10 protein-coding genes are annotated in these 16908 nt (G+C 63.5%); 7 read left to right on the top strand and 3 right to left on the bottom strand.

Translation table 11 applies throughout. The features are described from left to right. Positions 1 to 7: 7 nt before the first annotated feature. On the bottom strand, positions 8 to 3382 hold the full coding sequence (locus G6N64_RS10895; RefSeq protein ID WP_163796900.1) for a TM0106 family RecB-like putative nuclease: 3375 nt from the start codon (positions 3380 to 3382) through the stop codon (positions 8 to 10). Positions 3383 to 4415: 1033 nt separating this feature from the next. On the opposite strand from G6N64_RS10895, the gene G6N64_RS10890 reads away from it, so the two are divergent. Next, a complete protein-coding gene (locus G6N64_RS10890) occupies positions 4416 to 6422 on the top strand; it encodes a DNA cytosine methyltransferase (protein WP_163796899.1) in 2007 nt (668 codons plus the stop codon). Here the strand turns inward: G6N64_RS10890 and G6N64_RS10885 are convergent. Together G6N64_RS10885 and G6N64_RS10880 are read right to left on the bottom strand one after the other, a co-directional pair. Beyond that, on the bottom strand, positions 6419 to 7672 hold the full coding sequence (locus G6N64_RS10885; RefSeq protein ID WP_246231093.1) for an ATP-binding protein: 1254 nt from the start codon (positions 7670 to 7672) through the stop codon (positions 6419 to 6421). The two genes, G6N64_RS10890 and G6N64_RS10885, sit on opposite strands and share 4 nt — an antisense overlap. Before the next feature lie 53 nt (positions 7673 to 7725). Next, a complete protein-coding gene (locus tag G6N64_RS10880) occupies positions 7726 to 8130 on the bottom strand; it encodes a very short patch repair endonuclease (RefSeq protein ID WP_163801594.1) in 405 nt (134 codons plus the stop codon). 763 nt (positions 8131 to 8893) lie between these two features. Between G6N64_RS10880 and G6N64_RS10875 the strand changes: the two genes are divergently transcribed. The 6 genes from G6N64_RS10875 to G6N64_RS10850 all read left to right on the top strand — a co-directional run bounded on the left by G6N64_RS10875 (position 8894) and on the right by G6N64_RS10850 (position 16908). Next, positions 8894 to 9112, top strand: a complete 219-nt coding sequence (locus tag G6N64_RS10875) for a hypothetical protein (RefSeq protein WP_163796898.1) — start codon at positions 8894 to 8896, stop codon at positions 9110 to 9112. Positions 9113 to 9187: 75 nt separating this feature from the next. Continuing rightward, entirely contained in the window at positions 9188 to 11836 is a 2649-nt protein-coding gene (locus tag G6N64_RS10870) for a Z1 domain-containing protein (protein ID WP_246231092.1), read from the top strand. Next, positions 11833 to 12831: a PD-(D/E)XK motif protein gene (locus tag G6N64_RS10865; RefSeq protein ID WP_163796897.1), complete on the top strand. Its 999-nt coding sequence runs from the start codon at positions 11833 to 11835 to the stop codon at positions 12829 to 12831. The genes G6N64_RS10870 and G6N64_RS10865 overlap by 4 nt, the downstream gene beginning before the upstream one ends. Continuing rightward, complete coding sequence (locus G6N64_RS10860) at positions 12828 to 14810, top strand: hypothetical protein (protein ID WP_163796896.1); 1983 nt, start codon at positions 12828 to 12830, stop codon at positions 14808 to 14810. Before G6N64_RS10865 ends, G6N64_RS10860 begins: the two co-directional genes overlap by 4 nt. Further along, positions 14807 to 15703 carry a hypothetical protein gene (locus tag G6N64_RS30220; protein ID WP_246231089.1) on the top strand — a complete coding sequence of 299 codons (897 nt, stop codon included), beginning with the start codon at positions 14807 to 14809 and terminating at the stop codon, positions 15701 to 15703. Before G6N64_RS10860 ends, G6N64_RS30220 begins: the two co-directional genes overlap by 4 nt. Next, positions 15700 to 16908 carry a DUF6339 family protein gene (locus G6N64_RS10850; protein WP_484549457.1) on the top strand — a complete coding sequence of 403 codons (1209 nt, stop codon included), beginning with the start codon at positions 15700 to 15702 and terminating at the stop codon, positions 16906 to 16908. Before G6N64_RS30220 ends, G6N64_RS10850 begins: the two co-directional genes overlap by 4 nt.

Below are 16908 nucleotides of genomic sequence, written 5' to 3'. Positions count from 1 at the left end.
GACAGTTTCACAATTGGGCACCGACACGGGGCGGCGTCGGGCGCTGGGCGTATTCCACGAACGCGTTCAGGGTGGCGACCAGTCGCATGTCATCAACGGTGCGGGCGCGGGCGTTGAGTAGATCTTCGGTGCAGGTGAGGTAGGCCAGGCAGCGGGCCCGGCTGACTGCGACGTTGAGGCGGTTCCGGGAGAACAGGAAGTCCGCGCTGCGGACCATGTCCGCCCCGGTCGAGGTGGCCATGCTGAAGAAAACGACAGCCGCTTCGCCGCCTTGGAACCGGTCGACGGTCCCGACGTGGATACCGGCGGTGCGCGGATCTGCGTCGAGTCGGTTTCTGATCGTGCGTACCTGGTCGTTATAGGGCGCGACGATCATGAAATCCTCGATCAACAAGGGGTTTTCGCGTCCTTCGAAGTTCACCCAGGGGGTCCCGATGAGGCGGGCGATCTCAGCGAAGATGAGTTCGGCCTCCTCGGTTGAGGAGGTGGCGTTTCCGTAGTGTCGGGCCGGCAGCCACCGCAATCCAGTGCCGGCGACGGTGTTCTGGCGCCCACAGTTCGGGTGGGAATCAAGTTTCCCTTCGTAGATTTCCGCGGAGATGAAGGCGCAGATGTCAGGGTGCATGCGGCGGGTCTGGGCGAGGAAGGATCCGCGGTCCCGGGGCAGGGTCACAGCGTCACCGAGCACGTGTTCCAGCACGCTGCGACCGCCACCACCGGGGTGGACCGCTTGCATCACCTGAGGCAGTTGAAGGGGGTCCCCGAGCAGGATGACATTTAGGGCTGACGTGGACGCGGCCAAGGCGTCGGCCAGTGCGAGTTGGCCGGCCTCGTCGATGAGCAGGACGTCTACCGGGGCGTCGCGCATCTTCTCGTTGGAGAACAGCCACGGCGTCCCGGCGAGCAGATTGAACCTCGGCTTGGCGGCGTCGGCGGCGTCGCCCCTGCGCATGCCGGGGACCTTCCGCGCGGACGGGGGGTGGCTGCGTAGTCCGCGGAGCTGGTCGAAATCGCCCTTCTCCTGGAACACGTTCACGACTTCGAACAGGAGGTTCTCGATGGCGCGGTGACTGAACGCGGTGACCCCGACACGTCGACCCGAGGTCACCAGGGCGTGGATCATGCGGGCGGCCCGGTAAGTCTTGCCGGTACCGGGCGGTCCCTGCACCGCGACGTAACCGCGGGCGAGTTGACCCGCCCACCCGACCATGTTGTCGACATCGTCGGAAAAGACCCCGGCGGGTGGTCCCCCGCCGGGGAGGAATCGGGGTAGGCGGCGTGCGAGAAGCGCCTCGGTGACGGGGTTGACGCCGCGGCCCTCCGACAGCCGAGTGGCGAAGTCGGACAACGCGAGTCGTTTGGTTTCGGTGGGTATCCAGCTGTGCAAGACCACCGAAGTGGGCCGGTGCCCCAGGGTCTGATTCTTAAGACCCCACTGCAGGTCCAGTTCGCCGGCGTCGCCTTCGAGGCGGTCGATCTTCGCGCGGTGCCACGAACCGTTGGGCAGCAGGTACAGGACGGTCTCGTCGCCGTGGCGGAAGCCGTCGACCCGTTGGGGCGGGAAGGTGAAACACAGCGCGGGATCGGAAAGCTCGTTGCCCTTGGCGCCGATACGTGGGCGCAATCCGACCTCGCGGAGACCGGTGATCGCCTCGCGGTCCTCAAGCAGGTCGGCGGTGTCCTGTTGGGCCTGAACCAGTTTCGGCATGAGGTAGGCCCACCACTCCGCAGTCCAGTAACCGAGCAGGTCACCGAGCAGATGTTCGGGGGTGCCCTCGGGGTGGGCGTGCCAGTGCGCGATCTGCTGACTGATCTCTGTGATGATCGGGCTGGGTTCCTCGCGCGGTGTCGGCCACGGCATCTCCGGGGGCCGCTGGGTGATCAGCCAATCGCGAAATGCCCTAGTAGCGCGGACGTCGTCCTCGTTGTATGCGGCGATCGCGTCTAGGTCGGACTGGTCGTGGTCGGTCATGAACGTCTCGTACCGGACGACCGCGCCGGCGCCCTCGTCGATGTCGTGGCTGCGCTCGTAGCCGGTCAGTTTCTCGAGATACTTCAAACCGTAGGATTCAGTGCCGACTTGAATGGCGTTGCGGGCCACCTGAAGCAGGTCCACGAACAGGTCGGCTTCCACCAGTCGCCCCAGGTCAGCTTCGGCGACGCCGCGGACTCGGGTCAGGCTCTGCAGGGCGGATCGCTCGGTGTGGTTGTAGTGATAGACGTGCATGTCAGGATGGCGGGTAAGGCGGTGCGTGAAGTAGTCGACGAGTGCGGTGACCGCAGCGGCTTCCCCGGCCAAGTCGTGCGCCCACCAGGCCCGGTACGCCCACTGGCCATCCTGATCTGACTCGATGAGTCCGAAGAGGAAGAAAAGGCCCGTGTCAGCCCGCCAGAACGGGTGCCCTTCAAAGTCGAGGAACACGTCGCCGACGTCGGGCCTCGGAAGCAGTCCGTAACCGCGCTCGTGATCCGGGTCGTGGGTGGATTCGATCATCGTGAACGGCGGCGGCGCGTCGGGGTCTAACTGGGCCGCGACCTGCAGACCCGCCTGCCGGACCAACCAATGCAGACGCTCGGGCCGAATTCCGCTGAGGTCGGCGCGGAGGCGGCCCAACAGCGCCAGCGTGTTGACGCCGCTGTCTGCCAGCGCGACGCGTTCGGGTTCGCGGATGCCGGGGACGTAGACCAATGAATCCTCCTCCCTCCACTGCGAGTCGCACCGCGCAGAGAATTCGCAGAAGTCGCAGTGCGCACACGGTTTCGGTGTCGTAGAGGCATCCGGCCCGGCGCCCACGGCCGCGGCGAGTTGAGTCCTCAGCCGCCGCCAGTAGGGTCGGAACTCGTTGACCCGCAAACTCTCCCGCTGACCCGATCCCAGCAGGACGTGCATGTCGGGGGGATCGACCCCGGTGAGGGCGGTGATGGCGTCGGCGTAGAAGCACAGTTGCAGGACGTGCCCCGGCTTCGCATCGGCGCGGGTCAACTTCGCATCGACCGGTTCCCAGGACACGGTCCCGTCGTCGTCCTGAACGCGCTCTAGGAAGTCCGCAATCCCGCGCACCCCGTCGTTGATGAACGGCATCTGATAGACCACGTCCCAACCATCGGCCATCGGGTTCCCCACGCGGTACACCCACGCTAAGAAGGTCTCACCGAGTCGCCGCTCCGGCACCGAGAACACTTTCTTGCCGAGGCGCTTGTATTCAAGGAGGCAGTCCTGCTCGTGGGCTTCGCCCTTCTTGCGCAGCAGCTCTGCAAACGACCCGAACGTCGGATCCGGTTCAGCTAGGTTACCGTCATCTACGCGGTTACGAAGCGTCAGGTAATGGGGGCAGTCGAGCCACGCGGTGATCTTCGACGGCGTGATCAGGCGTTCCCGCATCGGTACCCCTTTACCGTCGAAGACGTGCAGTGGTACCCGCTGTGACTGATGTCCAGTTTCCACGTCCTGGGCCCTGTGCGCGGCGACTCGGGGCCGCGTGTAGCCTTCAGCACGGGCGCCGCCCCCACCTTTGCAACCGACCGATTCAGCCTCAACAGCCGGTGGACGTCAAGGGCCAGCTGTCCGAACACTCCTGCGACCCGGCCCGGGTCGCAGCCAGCAACGTTGCAATCCGCCCCGACCATCACGTCAACCCCCATGTCAAGAGGTTAGCTGGCGGCCCTGACGGGTCGACGGGTCCGAGGGTGGCAGGACGATGGGTGAGCACACCGGACGCGGAGATTCGAGTATCCGTCCGCGTCGGTTTCTGACGCCAAGTCACCGATCCGTTGCCCGACAGCGGCGTGACGCCCAAGGTGGCATGCGGGTGCCTGGCGGGCGGGACGGGTCAGTTCAAAGCATCGCGGTTTTCGTCCAGTCGGTGCCGTCTCGACGACGCGCTGATCAGTCATCGTCTGGGTGCTCTGCCTCCAGTTCCCGGGAGACCCACAGGTCGCTGACGCAGACCTTCGCGGTGAGCGACCGCACCGGGATGCGCGGTTGCCGTTCGCTCATGTTCCGACGCATGCGAGTGATGCTCGGCCTTGGTCAAGAACACCGCGTGCGAGAGACACACCACGTGCAATGACTACCCGCGAGCGGTGGCAGCAGCGGGTCTACCGGGAGCCGCCAGTTTGCTCGTGGACAGTAGTGCTATCACGTCTCATGCCAAAGGTCGTCGGGCTGGCCTGGACGACCAGCCCGATTGACCGGACCCTAGTAATCCGCAGTTTAAGGCAGTGCGCACGCGGTGAAGCTCAGCGAGAGCGGTCGCAGGACATGGCCACGAGGTCCAACTTTTGTGCGAGGGCAGCACTAGCACGCCAGAAGCCAGGAGAACGTGACGCCACCACCAGCTCGGGGTACTCGATCAGAAGGGCGCTGTCGTGTCCATCGTGAGCTGCTGTCGCACCACCCAGTTATCGTTACTTACGTGCCGGCACCGGAGAACCGCAAGAAGAACAGCTACGGTGTGCGCCTCGTCCGAGGTCCCTTTCTCAAGCTGCCTCCCCACAAGGAGCACCTCGACGATGCCGACGCCTTCTTGGACTATGCAAGATCAGTGCGGGCGACCACCAACGCTCCTCTCGCCGCGGATTTCTTCAGCGGTGCGGGAGGGCTCAGCCACGGGCTGGAGCAGGCTGGTTTCAAGGTCGTCTTGGGAGCCGACCACGAACCGTTCGCCAACCGGACCCACGCGCATCATTTCGGCGGTATGTCCTTGGACTGGGACCTCTCCGATCCTGCAGTGGTCGCACAGGTCGGCGGACTTGTCCGCGACGCGCAAATCGATCTGATCGCAGGCGGGCCCCCCTGCCAGCCGTTCTCCAAGGCGGGTCGTTCGATGATCAGGTACCGCGTTCAGTCAGGCCTACGCGACCCGCACGACCAGCGCCGCGACCTGTGGCGGTCGTTCCTCGAGATCATTGACATTGCACGTCCCCGTGCCGTTTTGATGGAGAACGTGCCGGACATGGCGCTCGACCGTGAGATGTTCATCCTGCGCAGCATTGTGGAAGAACTTGAGCAAATGGGCTACTCCGTCGAGGAAGGTGTCGTCGATACTTGGCGCTACGGCGTACCCCAGTTTCGTCAGCGCCTCATTCTCGTTGCCCTGCAAGACAACACTCGATTTAAATGGCCTGAAGAAACCAAGAACAAGGTCACCGTCTGGAACGCAATTGGAGACCTTCCAGAAGTGGTAGGTGGATGGCGGCCTGAAGGCGGCGAAAACGGCTGGACCGAATATTCAGGACCGGACACCAACTTTCAGCGGGAGATGCGTAAAGGAGTTCCGACGGCTGACGCAAATAAAGTCTTCGACCACATCACGCGACCAGTCCGCGAAGATGACCGAGAAGCGTTCGAATCAATGACACATGCGACGAAGTATACCGATCTCAGCCAGGAACATCAGCGGTACCGCGGTGACATATTCGACGACAAGTACAACCGGCTGAACGAGAACGACTTCTCCCGAACGATCACGGCGCACATCGCGAAAGATGGCTACTGGTACATCCATCCGCGGCAGGCACGCACGATTACGGTCCGTGAGGCAGCGCGCCTACAGACCTTCCCAGACTATTTTCGATTCGATGGTCCGCCGTCAGCTGCGTTCCGGCAGATCGGCAACGCAGTGCCACCGAAAATTGGTCACGTCATGGGCAGGGCAATCATGGAGTCACTGGACGCCGCCGAAGACGCGGGGCCGTCCACCCGCGACATCGGGCAGCTACTCAATGATTGGATGCAACACAGTGAGCACGTGCGTGCGCTCCCGTGGCTTCGCTGGGTGGAGGATGAGCCGCCGACGCGGTGGTCGGTGATCGCGTCAGAAGAACTGCTTGACAGAGCTCCGACGTCCTTGATTAAACGCGTGTGGAAATTGCTGCTCGAGAATGGCGAACCCTGGAAGCTGTCGGCCGCGCAGCGAAGGGTGTTCGAGGAGGGTCTCCAGCTCTTCATTGAGAACACCGGACGCGAACAGCGGGCTGAGCGCGTTCTCGCGTTGGCGCTCCAAGCGGGCGGTGCACAGCAGGCGCTTGACGGATCGGCAGACGAGCTGCGACATACGTTCGGATTGGCAGACTCCGTAACCGATCTCGCGGTCCTCACGACTCCGACCGTCTCGTCGGAGGCGCCCGATGCCGGGGCTGAAGAGCCCGTTCTGGTCACCAAGGGAGTTCTGCGGGTGGCGAGTCGATTCCAAGGGAACGAAGTGGATCGTAAGAATCGGCTCACCGACGGGCGCCTAGCCGTTGCCCGGATGATCGGGTTCGGCGACTACTCGAGACGAGCCCACCTCGGTCTCATCGAGTTGGCGAACCGATGGTGTCGGCCGCAGAATCCTGAGTGCCCAGAGTGCCCTTTGCGGTTTCACTGCGAGGAGGGCAAGAAGAATCTGGAATTGCTGCCCACACTCTTTCAGACGAATTAGAGACCTAAGACCTTCGCGATTTTGGGGTCACTCTTGCGAAGTTCTGCAGCGATCTTTTTGAACGCGCCTATCTCGCCCGCATCCATGGCGGCGGCTTTCAGAGCGAGTCCGACGTCCAGTCCGGCTGAGAAGTTGTCGCTCACCGGACGATCCCGGTCACCCTTAGAGTTCGACGATTTACGATAGAGATCATCTGCGAGACTGCAGATTTCATTGATTGGTCGCTCAATCATTTGCCGAAGCTCACTGGGCACGGTGACCCTCATCTTCGCGACATTGATGTTGAATGCCTCGTCGAGGTCGGTATCGAACTCGAGGCTGGCTCGCGCCAATTTAGTATGCTCGTCAATGCTGCGGACTGCCGCCCATCCGCCCCACTGCACCAATCGTCCCGCGCGGTAGATGTAAAGACCCTGCTGCCGGTTCCATTTAAGCGGACCAGACATGCGGTCGAACTCTGCTTGAGAGCTGAACTGATCGCGGCCAGGCAAGACGTAACGGCGAAGGGTTACCACCCCGGACGCGTCCCCGTGCTCAATCTCGAATACTTGCTCCACCAGTTCCTGGGTGGCCTTCTCCGCCCGGGCAAATGGATCCCAGGGAATAAGCTTCTGCCCGTTGACTGTGATCACCAGAGGCCCTTGTCCGACCTCGCCGCTAAGAAACTTGTGAAACACCATTGCCAAGTGCTCCGCGGCCTTCTGTTGCAGAGTCTCGAAACGACGCCTCGCCCAGCCACCCGCTGAATTCTTCATCGGGACCACCCGATCGAGGTTTTCCCAGATGACTACGGTGCCTGGCCCATCTTCGAGTAAGTTTCGCGCCCGCTCCACGATTTCGTTACGAGCCGGCTCGATGATAAGCCAGTCGTCGAACTCAGCAATCAGATCGAGATCGAGTTGCCTCGTTTGAATGACTCGCCGACCGGCAGATGTTCGTGTTACCACCGTTAGGCAACGACCCTGCGACAACGACGCTGTCTTAAGGCCGAGACCGTACCGCCCAAGGTCACCAGACCCGTACCTCCGTCTACTGCCGAATCGCATGGCCTCCGTCAAACCGTTAAGGGTCATGCCTCGACCGTTGTCGGAAATGAAGACCCGCGAAGCTTCTCCATCGAATTCGATGACCACATTGACCTCAGTCGCCTCGGCAGTGATGCTGTTGTCGACGAGGTCGGCGATAGCCGAACTGAAGTCATAGCCGATGTCTCTCAGCGAATCCGTCAGGCGAGCGGCCGACGGAGTCACGCATGAAATGCGTCTTGTCACTTCATACCCCCTCATTGTTAACGACCAGGGTCTCACGAACCTCTGACACTATGGGTTTGACCCGCCGAAGGACTGGTTCGTTCCATCCAAAGTTTGCGAATCGCCTCGGCAGCAGTCGCCGGATCCTCATGCTCCCAGACATGCAGTGAGATCCACCCGAGATCCGCTAGCTGCCGGTCCTTGCGCCGGTCACGCTCAACATTTGCGTCGAGCTTCGACGCCCACCAAGCTGAATTATTCTTTGGCGACGTGCCGTGGTGCGGGCAGCGATGCCAGAAGCAACCGTCGACGAACACGGCTACCTTGGCTCTAGTCAACGCGATGTCGGGGGTGCCGGGGAGCGGCCGCAAGTTCACTCGAAATCGTAGCCCCAGTCTGTGCAGTTCACGGCGGAGTGCCAGCTCGATCGCCGTGTCGCGGCGGGGCATGGACTGCATTTGTTTGCGTACCACCTGATTGAGTGGAGGCGGCCGCCGAGCGGCTTGACGCTTACTTATCGGCATGCAACTCCCAGCCAGGTGAGTACCGAATTCATGTCCGGCTCGCGCTAGCCTAAACCGGAGCCCCTCGACACGGCTTTGGGACTTCACCCCATCACCCAGCGTTGGACCGGGCTCAACCGACACAAAGCCCCCTATCACCCCATCGCTCCATTCCAGACCGGATCTACTTCGATTTGATGAAAAGCGTGGTGGGATTGCAATGTTCTATCGCCGCTCTCGTTGCCCGACGACGCGCCCCCAGAGGCTTGGGCATGCGGGAACGGGATGTGTAACTAGGCAACTGCCGAACGGCTCAGCGGGCTAACGCTGCAGGGCGTCAACGGCGAGGACGCCGACACGGCCTCGCTCGGCGGGCTCGGAGCTGGTCCGAATTGCTGCACGTCGCACCCCCTTGTTTCCTCCCAACGCAGCATCACCGATCACCGCGGGAAGACCAATTTTGGTGGCGGCCTCACTCCGTGAGCTAAGCTTGAACTGCCTAAATCATGATGGCGTCGCGAACGCCTGCGCGGGGTGAGTGGCAAACGGGGGTGAGTGGCGATTTGTCAAAGTGTCTACTTTGGGGATAAGGCAACATATGGTGGTAAGTCGCCCCAAAACGGACGTCAGCACCGTCGCTGGATACGGCATCTCACCCGCCACAGTGCGCCGAGCGCGGATCCTTTCGATCAGTTATCACGGAGTAGTTTTGCGAGAGATGCAGGTTGCTGCCGGGCAGCAGCTCTTGGAATCTAAGCCTGCCTCGCGCTACACGCCGGCAACCGCGGTCGCCGACATCATGGAAAACTCCATCTCGGCGAACGCCGACCAGGTCGGCACTTACTACAACAGCAATACTGGGGATCGCCTGACGATCTTCGATCGAGGGCGGGCCGAAGAAATGAGCGGCGACCACAAGTTGGAGTTCGGTGACTGAGGACTGTAACCCTGCCTCCCAACGCATTACGGTAAAGTTCGTTGCGCGCAACCGCCGCTGGGATTGGACTACGCTTTGACCGACCTCAATTCGCTCGCCGCCGAAGACCCGTACATCCGCAACTTGGCCCGAATCATGCGAGACGGCAAGGGCGCCACCCTTGAGGACGCCGTCGCCGAGGTGTGCGAGATCGTCACTGATCCAGCCCGTGTACACGCCGCCGCCGACCGGATCCGACAACTCAACGAGCAAATCCAGGCTGCGCAGACGCCGACCTCCGTTGTCGCCGGCAACATCGAATCCTGGTACTCCGGCCCCCGCCATGAGGACCGCAACTGGTCGGCGCTGGTGGAACTGCTCACCGCTGACGGCTGGGACCACGACGCGCTGCGTGACCTTGACGAGTCCTCGACCAAGGTGGTCGCCAATCTGCCCAACCCCCTAGGCAGCGGTAGCTACCAGTGCCGAGGACTGGTCCTCGGTTACGTCCAGAGCGGCAAGACCACCAATTTTACTGCCGTGATCGCCAAGGCCGCCGACGCCGGCTACCGGCTCTTCATCGTGCTCTCCGGAATCCACGACGCGTTACGGCAACAAACTCAGGACCGGCTAAACGAGCAGATCTGGGAGCCGCAGAGCGGCAAGTGGCATCGTCTAACTAACGAGGACGACTTTAAACCGACCGACAACGTCGACGCGCTTTTGGCCACCCAGGATCAACGCGTTCTGGCGATCGTTAAGAAAAACGGGCCACGCCTACGGGCGTTAAGGAAGTGGCTGTTCGAAGCTCGGCCGGAACTGCTGGCCGCCTGCCCCGTCCTCATCATTGATGACGAGGCCGACCAAGCCACTGTCAACACTGCGAAACCTGACCGCCAACCCTCGACGATCAACAAACTAATTCGCGACATCGTCAATAAGGTGCCGAAGTCGGCCTACGTTGGCTATACAGCGACACCATTCGCCAATGTGCTTATTGACCCGCAGGACTACCAGGATCTCTACCCGCGGGACTTCATCGTCGATTTACCCCGACCCGGGGTTTACATCGGAACGGAGGCCATCTTTGGGCGCGAACCGCTGGACTTCGACGAAGACGAGGATCAGGACAACGGCCACGATTTCGTCCGAAGCGTAGAGGACAGTGAGATTGACGACCTCCGACCCAAGGGTGCCGCCAAGCGTCACCTGTTTGAACCCAAGATCACCGATAGCCTCGACTCCGCCCTGCGGTACTTCGTGATGAGCACCGCCGCTCGGCGGATCCGGGGCAAAGGCAACCGCCATTCCACGGCGCTTGTGCACACCTCTCAGCACATCGACGTGCACGAGCGGACCGCGGAGGTCATCAAGAACCATCTGGCGTGGCTCGCCACAAAGCTGGGCCAGCGAGACTCCGTGCTTATGGCTGCGCTTGAGGAACAGTGGACCGACGAGTGCGGCAAGGTCGCCGCATCCGCATTCGGCCTTAAAACCGTGCCCTGGGCCGATGTCTTGGTCGAACTACCCACAGTCGCTGCGGCCGCCGAGGTCATCACCGACAACTCGCGCAGCACAGAACGGCTCAGCTTCGACGACGCCAACCCCCGCGTCATAGTCGCCGTCGGCGGAAACACCCTGTCCCGAGGACTCACTCTCGAGGGTCTGTCCGTCTCGTTCTTCGTCCGCACAGCCTCGGCCTACGACACCCTCCTGCAGATGGGCAGGTGGTTCGGATACCGCAACGGCTACGCCGACCTAACCCGGATCTGGATGACAGACGAGATGCGTGCCTGGTTCCACCACCTCGCCACTGTCGAACAAGAGATCCGCTACGACATCGAACGCCTCGAGACCGAGCACCTGACACCCGAAGAGTTCGGCGTCCGCATCCGCACCCACCCCAAACTGGCGATCACCTCGGCGGCCAAAATGCAGAACGCCCGTCGCGCACAAGCGTCCTACTCCGGGCGCCGAATCCAGACGATCCTGTTCAATCACACCGATCACGACTGGCTCACCGAGAACATTGAGGCCGGGCGCGCCCTCATTGCGGCAACCGACGGGTGTCCACGGCGGCCCGAGACCGCCCGGCTCACCGTCATCCGGCACGTCAGCGTCCACCACGTCATTAGCTTCCTCAACGCATATCACTTCCATGAGAACAGCCGCGACCTCGACGGCGAACTCATCAGCCGGTACATCCTGGCCCGGCACGACGACGGGGAGCTGCCCCACTTCAACATCGCCGTCGTGGGCCGCACATCGGATTCGGACTACCTCGGCGAACTCGACCTCGGGCTGGCCGGCAAGACCCGGTGCATCAACCGGTCGCGGCTCGACGTGGTCGGCGGCAAAACCTATGCCGACATCAAATCGCTGATGAGCCGCAACGATCGCGTCATTGATCTCGAGGGCCTGCCGCCTGAAGAGACCGCGATCACCACCACCCCTGCCCGCTTGGCCCAACTGCGGAGCCTGCCGGACTACGGTGGCGACGGCGCGGGACTTATAGTGCTGTACCCGATCTCACGGGACAGCCGGCCAGTGCGCGACTCAGGGACCCGAGTCCCGCTTGCGGCGGTCGAACATGTCCTCGGGGTGGGCCTGGCTTTCCCTGAGAGCCGGTCGCGCACGGCCGCCGTCGATTACCTGACCGCCGACGTCGCCGCAATGCCCGGCGTGGAGGTCCAAGCACCGGATGACACCGACCAGCTCGACGAGCCGGATGTAGAGGCCGAGTGATAAACCATGTCAGAAGCGCTTACACCTCGCTTCGCACAAAACCCCCACCGGCGGGGACCGACCTCGCGGTGCTGGCTCTGAAACATGTGGCAGGTGCATATGCCGCCATCGATGAACTCTCCCGACCGCACCTCCTGCTGGCCGTGCACCCTGGCTCACCAGAACTGGCCGAGATTCCCACCCTGGCCATGGGGACCCGGTTGCTTGTCATAGGCGGGAAGGAGACCGCTTTCCTTGACGTCACATGCCTGTTCGCTTCGTTGGCCGAGGTTTTCGAGCATTTCGTCGCCGCCGTGTTGGAACATCAGCTAACCACCGGTGATAACTCAGAGGCCGCGGTGTCGAGCGTGTTGAAGAAGTGGCGGGAGTTCCTCGTTCCCGGAACGGACCCGCCAGGAAGCGCCAAATTGGCAGCCGTGTTCGGCGAGCTGCTTGTCGTCTTGGACGCAGTGCGCAGTAGTGGCCCCGCCGCCGTCGGTGTCTGGGCTGGACCGTTCGGCGCGCGCCATGACCTGCGGGGAGGGAGCACGGCCTTGGAGGTGAAGACCACCCGCGCCCACACTTCCCGCCAAGTCACCATCCACGGCGAGGACCAGCTTCTGCCGCCGGATGGCGGAGAACTCTACCTGCACTTCGTCCGGCTCGAAAATGTACCCGGCGGGGGCCGTTCGGTATCCAGCCTGGTCGACGAATTACTCACCGCCGGTGCACCCGCGGAACAGCTGTTCAAGGCGGTCGCCGCCGCCGGCATCCCGATTGCCCAGTTAGCCGCCACCACCGGGATCACGTTCGACGTCCGTGAGCGCTTAACGCTACCGGTGGACGAACAGATTCCTGTGATTGTGCCAGCATCGTTCGTCGGTGGCAGCCGCCCCGGTGGCGTCATCGATATCAGCTACGTGATCGACTTAGACCGGTGCCTGGGATCGGCCCTTCCGGAACCGGTCTACACCGACCTCATCAGGGCGATCGCTGAGATGCCGGCAATCTCATGATCAAGCTGGATCGGTTCTCCGAGCCCTATAACGCGACCGGCGGGCTGGCCGCTGTCGGTGTTCTGAACCAGTTGGGCCGTCCCGACATCGAGCCGCTTGAGGTTCTAGTGCGCGAGGCGGTCCAGAACTGCTGGGACGCCAAGAGGGACGACGTAAACCGCATCCAGGTCGAGATCGGGCGTTCGGTGCTCGGCGAGGAGCAGGTACGCACTCTGCGCGACACCATCCTCGTCGACCCCCCACCTGGCCTCGGTCTAGATGAAGCGCTCGAAGAGGGTACGCAGTTGCTCTACGTTGCGGACTTCGGCACCCAGGGCCTCGGTGGCCCTACTCGCGCGGACCGCCCAGGGGCGCCAAGGGACTTCGTCGACTTCATCCGCAACATCGGTCAACCCCCCGACAAGGACTTCGGCGGCGGTTCCTTCGGCTACGGCAAGGCCGCCTTCTACATCGCCAGCAGTGCCCACACCATCGTGGTGGACACCCTGTGTGTGCTAGACGACGGCCGGTATGAGCGTCGGTTGCTGGGCTGCGCGCTCGGTGACAATTTCAACATCGACGGGTCACCCTATACCGGCCGGCACTGGTGGGGCCGCGTCCTGGACGGCGTCCCCGAACCGTTGACCGGAGCCGAAGCCGACGCGGTGGCCGCCGAACTGGGTCTCCCACATCGCAGCGGGAAGGATGGCATGGGGACCACGGTGCTCGTAGTGTCCCCCGGAATCGGTCTCCAGACCACTGAGGGCGCAGACTGCTCCATGCAATTCATCGCCGACGCAGTGGTCTGGAACTTTTGGCCACGGATGATCGACACAGCGGGTGGCGCGAAACGATCCATCGAATTCCGGTTGTTCGACAACGGCGCAGTCGTGCGCGTGCCGGATGCACGGACCCACCCGCGGCTTCGGGGCTTCGTTGAGGCGATGGATCGGATGCACCAGGACTCCGGACCAGACGACGACTTCATGATCGACCGCCCAATCAAGTGCCTGAGCCCGGTCCGCAAATTGGGGCGGCTCACCATCCAAAAGGGCGCCCTTGCGCCTGCGGACCTGCCCGACCGGCCGGTCCCCAGGGGAGCCTGGGACACCCGGGAGTCGCTGCACCACGTCGCGCTCATGCGCACCCCTGAGATAGTGGTGAAGTACCTGCCCGGCGCCGCGCCGCTTGCAGGCAAGATGGGCTACTCCGGCGTATTTAAGTGCGACCTCGACGTCGATGACGCCTTCAAGGCCGCCGAACCACCCACGCATGACGACTGGGTGCACCGCTTCGTGCAGGACCCGCACCACCGCACCTTCGTCAACGTGGCCTACAAACGCATCCTAGGCATCTGTCGCAACGCTGCCGGATTCGAGTCGTCCGTGCCTAGCCCTGACCCATCCGAGGGCGTTCCGCTGGGCGAATTCGCCGACGCGCTGGCAGTCCTGATGCCGGGCTCGGACGGACCCGGGGCCAGGCGCTCGGTCCGAACGCCTAACCAGCCCAAGCGAAAGCGGCGCCGCCGGGCACCCGGCCGCACCGACATCGAAGTGGCCACATCCGACGTCTGGGTGGACGGACCCGACCCCGCTCAGAATGGGGTTGGTACAACGGGCGGGGACGCTGCCGTTTCGTCGGTCGGCAGGACGCGGGCCTCAGCACCACCTCAGGCCAGACCCGGCGGGGAGCCGGGCCCCGCGATGGGTGCCGACGGTGCACCGGTCATGCGTTATCCGTTCGACCTGAGGACTCGGGGGCACCGTGTTCGGCTCTTGGCCGAGGTCGAGATCATGATCAATGACGGTCAGAAGCCCGAGAAGGACCCACCGGCGGGGTACGTACCGCCCCGCGTCGTCCGCTGGATCGACCCCGCAGGACTAGCTCATAAGACGGTCGAGGTACTCACCGGTCCTGAGGGCGGCGACGGTCGTTGGGCGGTCGAGATCGAACTGCATGACGAGATGATGCGCGTCGACGTCACTCCGCAGGTCACGTGAAGACACCCGCCGCAGCTCCCTACCTCCTCCCCCCAGAGTCCGCGTGCGTCGCCGGGCCATGGACCATCGAGGACGGCACCGAACTTAACGACCGCTTGGACCACTGGGATCCGTTCACCAACCTGAACCTGGTGCGCGAGATTCAGGTCGACGTCGAAGCGGTCCGCACAGCTTGCCTGCTCGGCGACGATGCTGCCCTCGCTCTCATCGCGACGTGGACCGCCACCACCACCCGGATCGCCGGTTACGGACCGCCCGTCGAACTGGGCTCCGGCGGAGGCCTGCTACGCACCGCACTAACGCTTTTGGTGCCCGGAGCCAGCGTTGGAGGCCGCCTCGACCTCAATACCCGCCTAGTGCTGCGCTATCCCGGAGCCGCGCCTTCACCGATCGCCCCTCGCCGGGCAGGCGCCGTCCTCTGGACCGACGAGGACCGGATCGCTCTGGAGGGCGGAGCGTCCCGGTTCCCGGTCACCGCTGCGGATTTCACGACCAACCCGCGCTACCCAGATGCCGCCGCATGGGTGCTGGAATGGGACCCCGACGACCTCGACGGACCTGTGCTCGGCGGGATGCGGCTGTTGGTCAACAGCAGCCATGCCACGCTCCTGCAGACCCTGCGCTCCGGGAGCGCCGACGCTAGAGCAACCGCGGTCCGTTCCTTCGTCACCTTCGATGCCGCTCGCTCGCTGGTCAAAGGGGCGCTGGGTAGCGATAGGTTTGTGGAAGACCCCGAGGCGTTCCCGGACGGCTCCATGGGCCGGATGCTGTTCGAGCTTCTAACGCTTTGCTGGCCGGGCGTCCCGGTCAGCGTCCTGCGCGGCCGCAGCATTGAGGATCCGGCCCGCCTAGACGCCGAACTGCAGGCCTACCTGGGGGTCCTGGCTGGATGATAATCGTCCCCCGACTCGACCGGCAGGCAGCCGACGCCGTACTCGAACGCCTTCTGAAAGACGGACCGGTGGCGTTGAGGGCCGCGATGCCCGACGAGTCCCCAGCCGTCACCTACCCGCCGACCAGCGGTACCCGGATAAGTGACGAGCAGCTGCGGGATCTGAGGACCGCTATGGTGAAACTGGCCAGCGAATACGGCATGCCCGGCCCCTTGGTCAGATCCCAGGAATTCGAGGGCCGCGCGGCACGGCTGCTGCACCAACAGTTGCCGATGACCCCGCACGAAGCCGCCCATGAGGGGGTGTGGAGTTACCTCACCTGCTGCTGGCTGCTGGACGTCGCGGTGTGGCGGTTCGGTCCGGACGCCGACAAGCGCCGCTTCATCGGGGACATCAACCGCAACACATTCCGTCGGATGTGGTGGCGAGCGGAGGTTCTCGGCGAGCAGATCGACCTCACCCAGCTAGGCGAGGACGAACTGGTCAACATCATGGAACGGCCCACCATCGCCGCCGACCGCCGGCTCGCCCGCGCGGTGGCACGGGAGTTCCTAGCCCGCGTCGACCGTGGTGCCACCGAATCTCGCATGCTGCTCATGCGCGAGGCCATGAAACGGCTGCTCCGCCTGACGCCGTTCCTTGCCTTCCCCGCCCTGACCGACGACGCCCTTCAACAAATCGTCGAGAATAGTTTCAATGCAGCAGCCGCGGGGCTCGCCGGCGATGCGATACCTGAAGGCGGACGTCACCGCCTTCCCCCCCAACCCGCGGCGTCAGGCACCGCCGTCGCGCCGCCGGCCAGCCCCAACGTCGTCACCATCCAGCAGATGACGATCTCCGAGTCGACCGAACAGGCCTCATCGGCGGTGGACCCAAACACCTCCGATGACTTCGACACCGTGGCTCAGGTGGCCCTCGACATCGCACGTCGCACCGGGCGCGTCACCAACGAGGGTCTACGCGCTGTCGCGCCGATCACCGCGGATGAGGCGCGCGCGGTGTTCCGCGCCTTGATGGACGACGGTCGGCTCGTGAGGCGCGGCGTGAAATTGGGCACCCACTACGTGATCCCCGATTTGAAAGAAGTCGCGGGCGCCATGGCTCCGCCAAGGCCCGCGTCCGCCCCTGAACACGCTCCCGCTCCTACTGTGCCCGACCGCTCGGGTGCAGCAGCGCTGCGGCGCCTGCTCCGAAGGGATAGGTGA

The organism is Mycolicibacterium sediminis (genome assembly GCF_010731735.1).
GTDB classification, from domain to species: Bacteria; Actinomycetota; Actinomycetes; order Mycobacteriales; family Mycobacteriaceae; genus Mycobacterium; species Mycobacterium sediminis.
This window is presented reverse-complemented; position numbering and strand designations above follow the sequence as displayed.

Excerpts from the sequence above, each read along its gene's own strand:
- G6N64_RS10860 (WP_163796896.1), top strand. The coding sequence starts at position 12,828 with ATGATCAAGCTGGATCGGTTCTCCGAGCCCTATAACGCGACCGGCGGG.
- G6N64_RS10850 (WP_484549457.1), top strand. The coding sequence starts at position 15,700 with ATGATAATCGTCCCCCGACTCGACCGGCAGGCAGCCGACGCCGTACTC.
- G6N64_RS10880 (WP_163801594.1), bottom strand. The coding sequence starts at position 8,130 with ATGCAGTCCATGCCCCGCCGCGACACGGCGATCGAGCTGGCACTCCGC.
- G6N64_RS10895 (WP_163796900.1), bottom strand. The coding sequence starts at position 3,382 with ATGCGGGAACGCCTGATCACGCCGTCGAAGATCACCGCGTGGCTCGAC.
- G6N64_RS10875 (WP_163796898.1), top strand. The coding sequence starts at position 8,894 with ATGCAGGTTGCTGCCGGGCAGCAGCTCTTGGAATCTAAGCCTGCCTCG.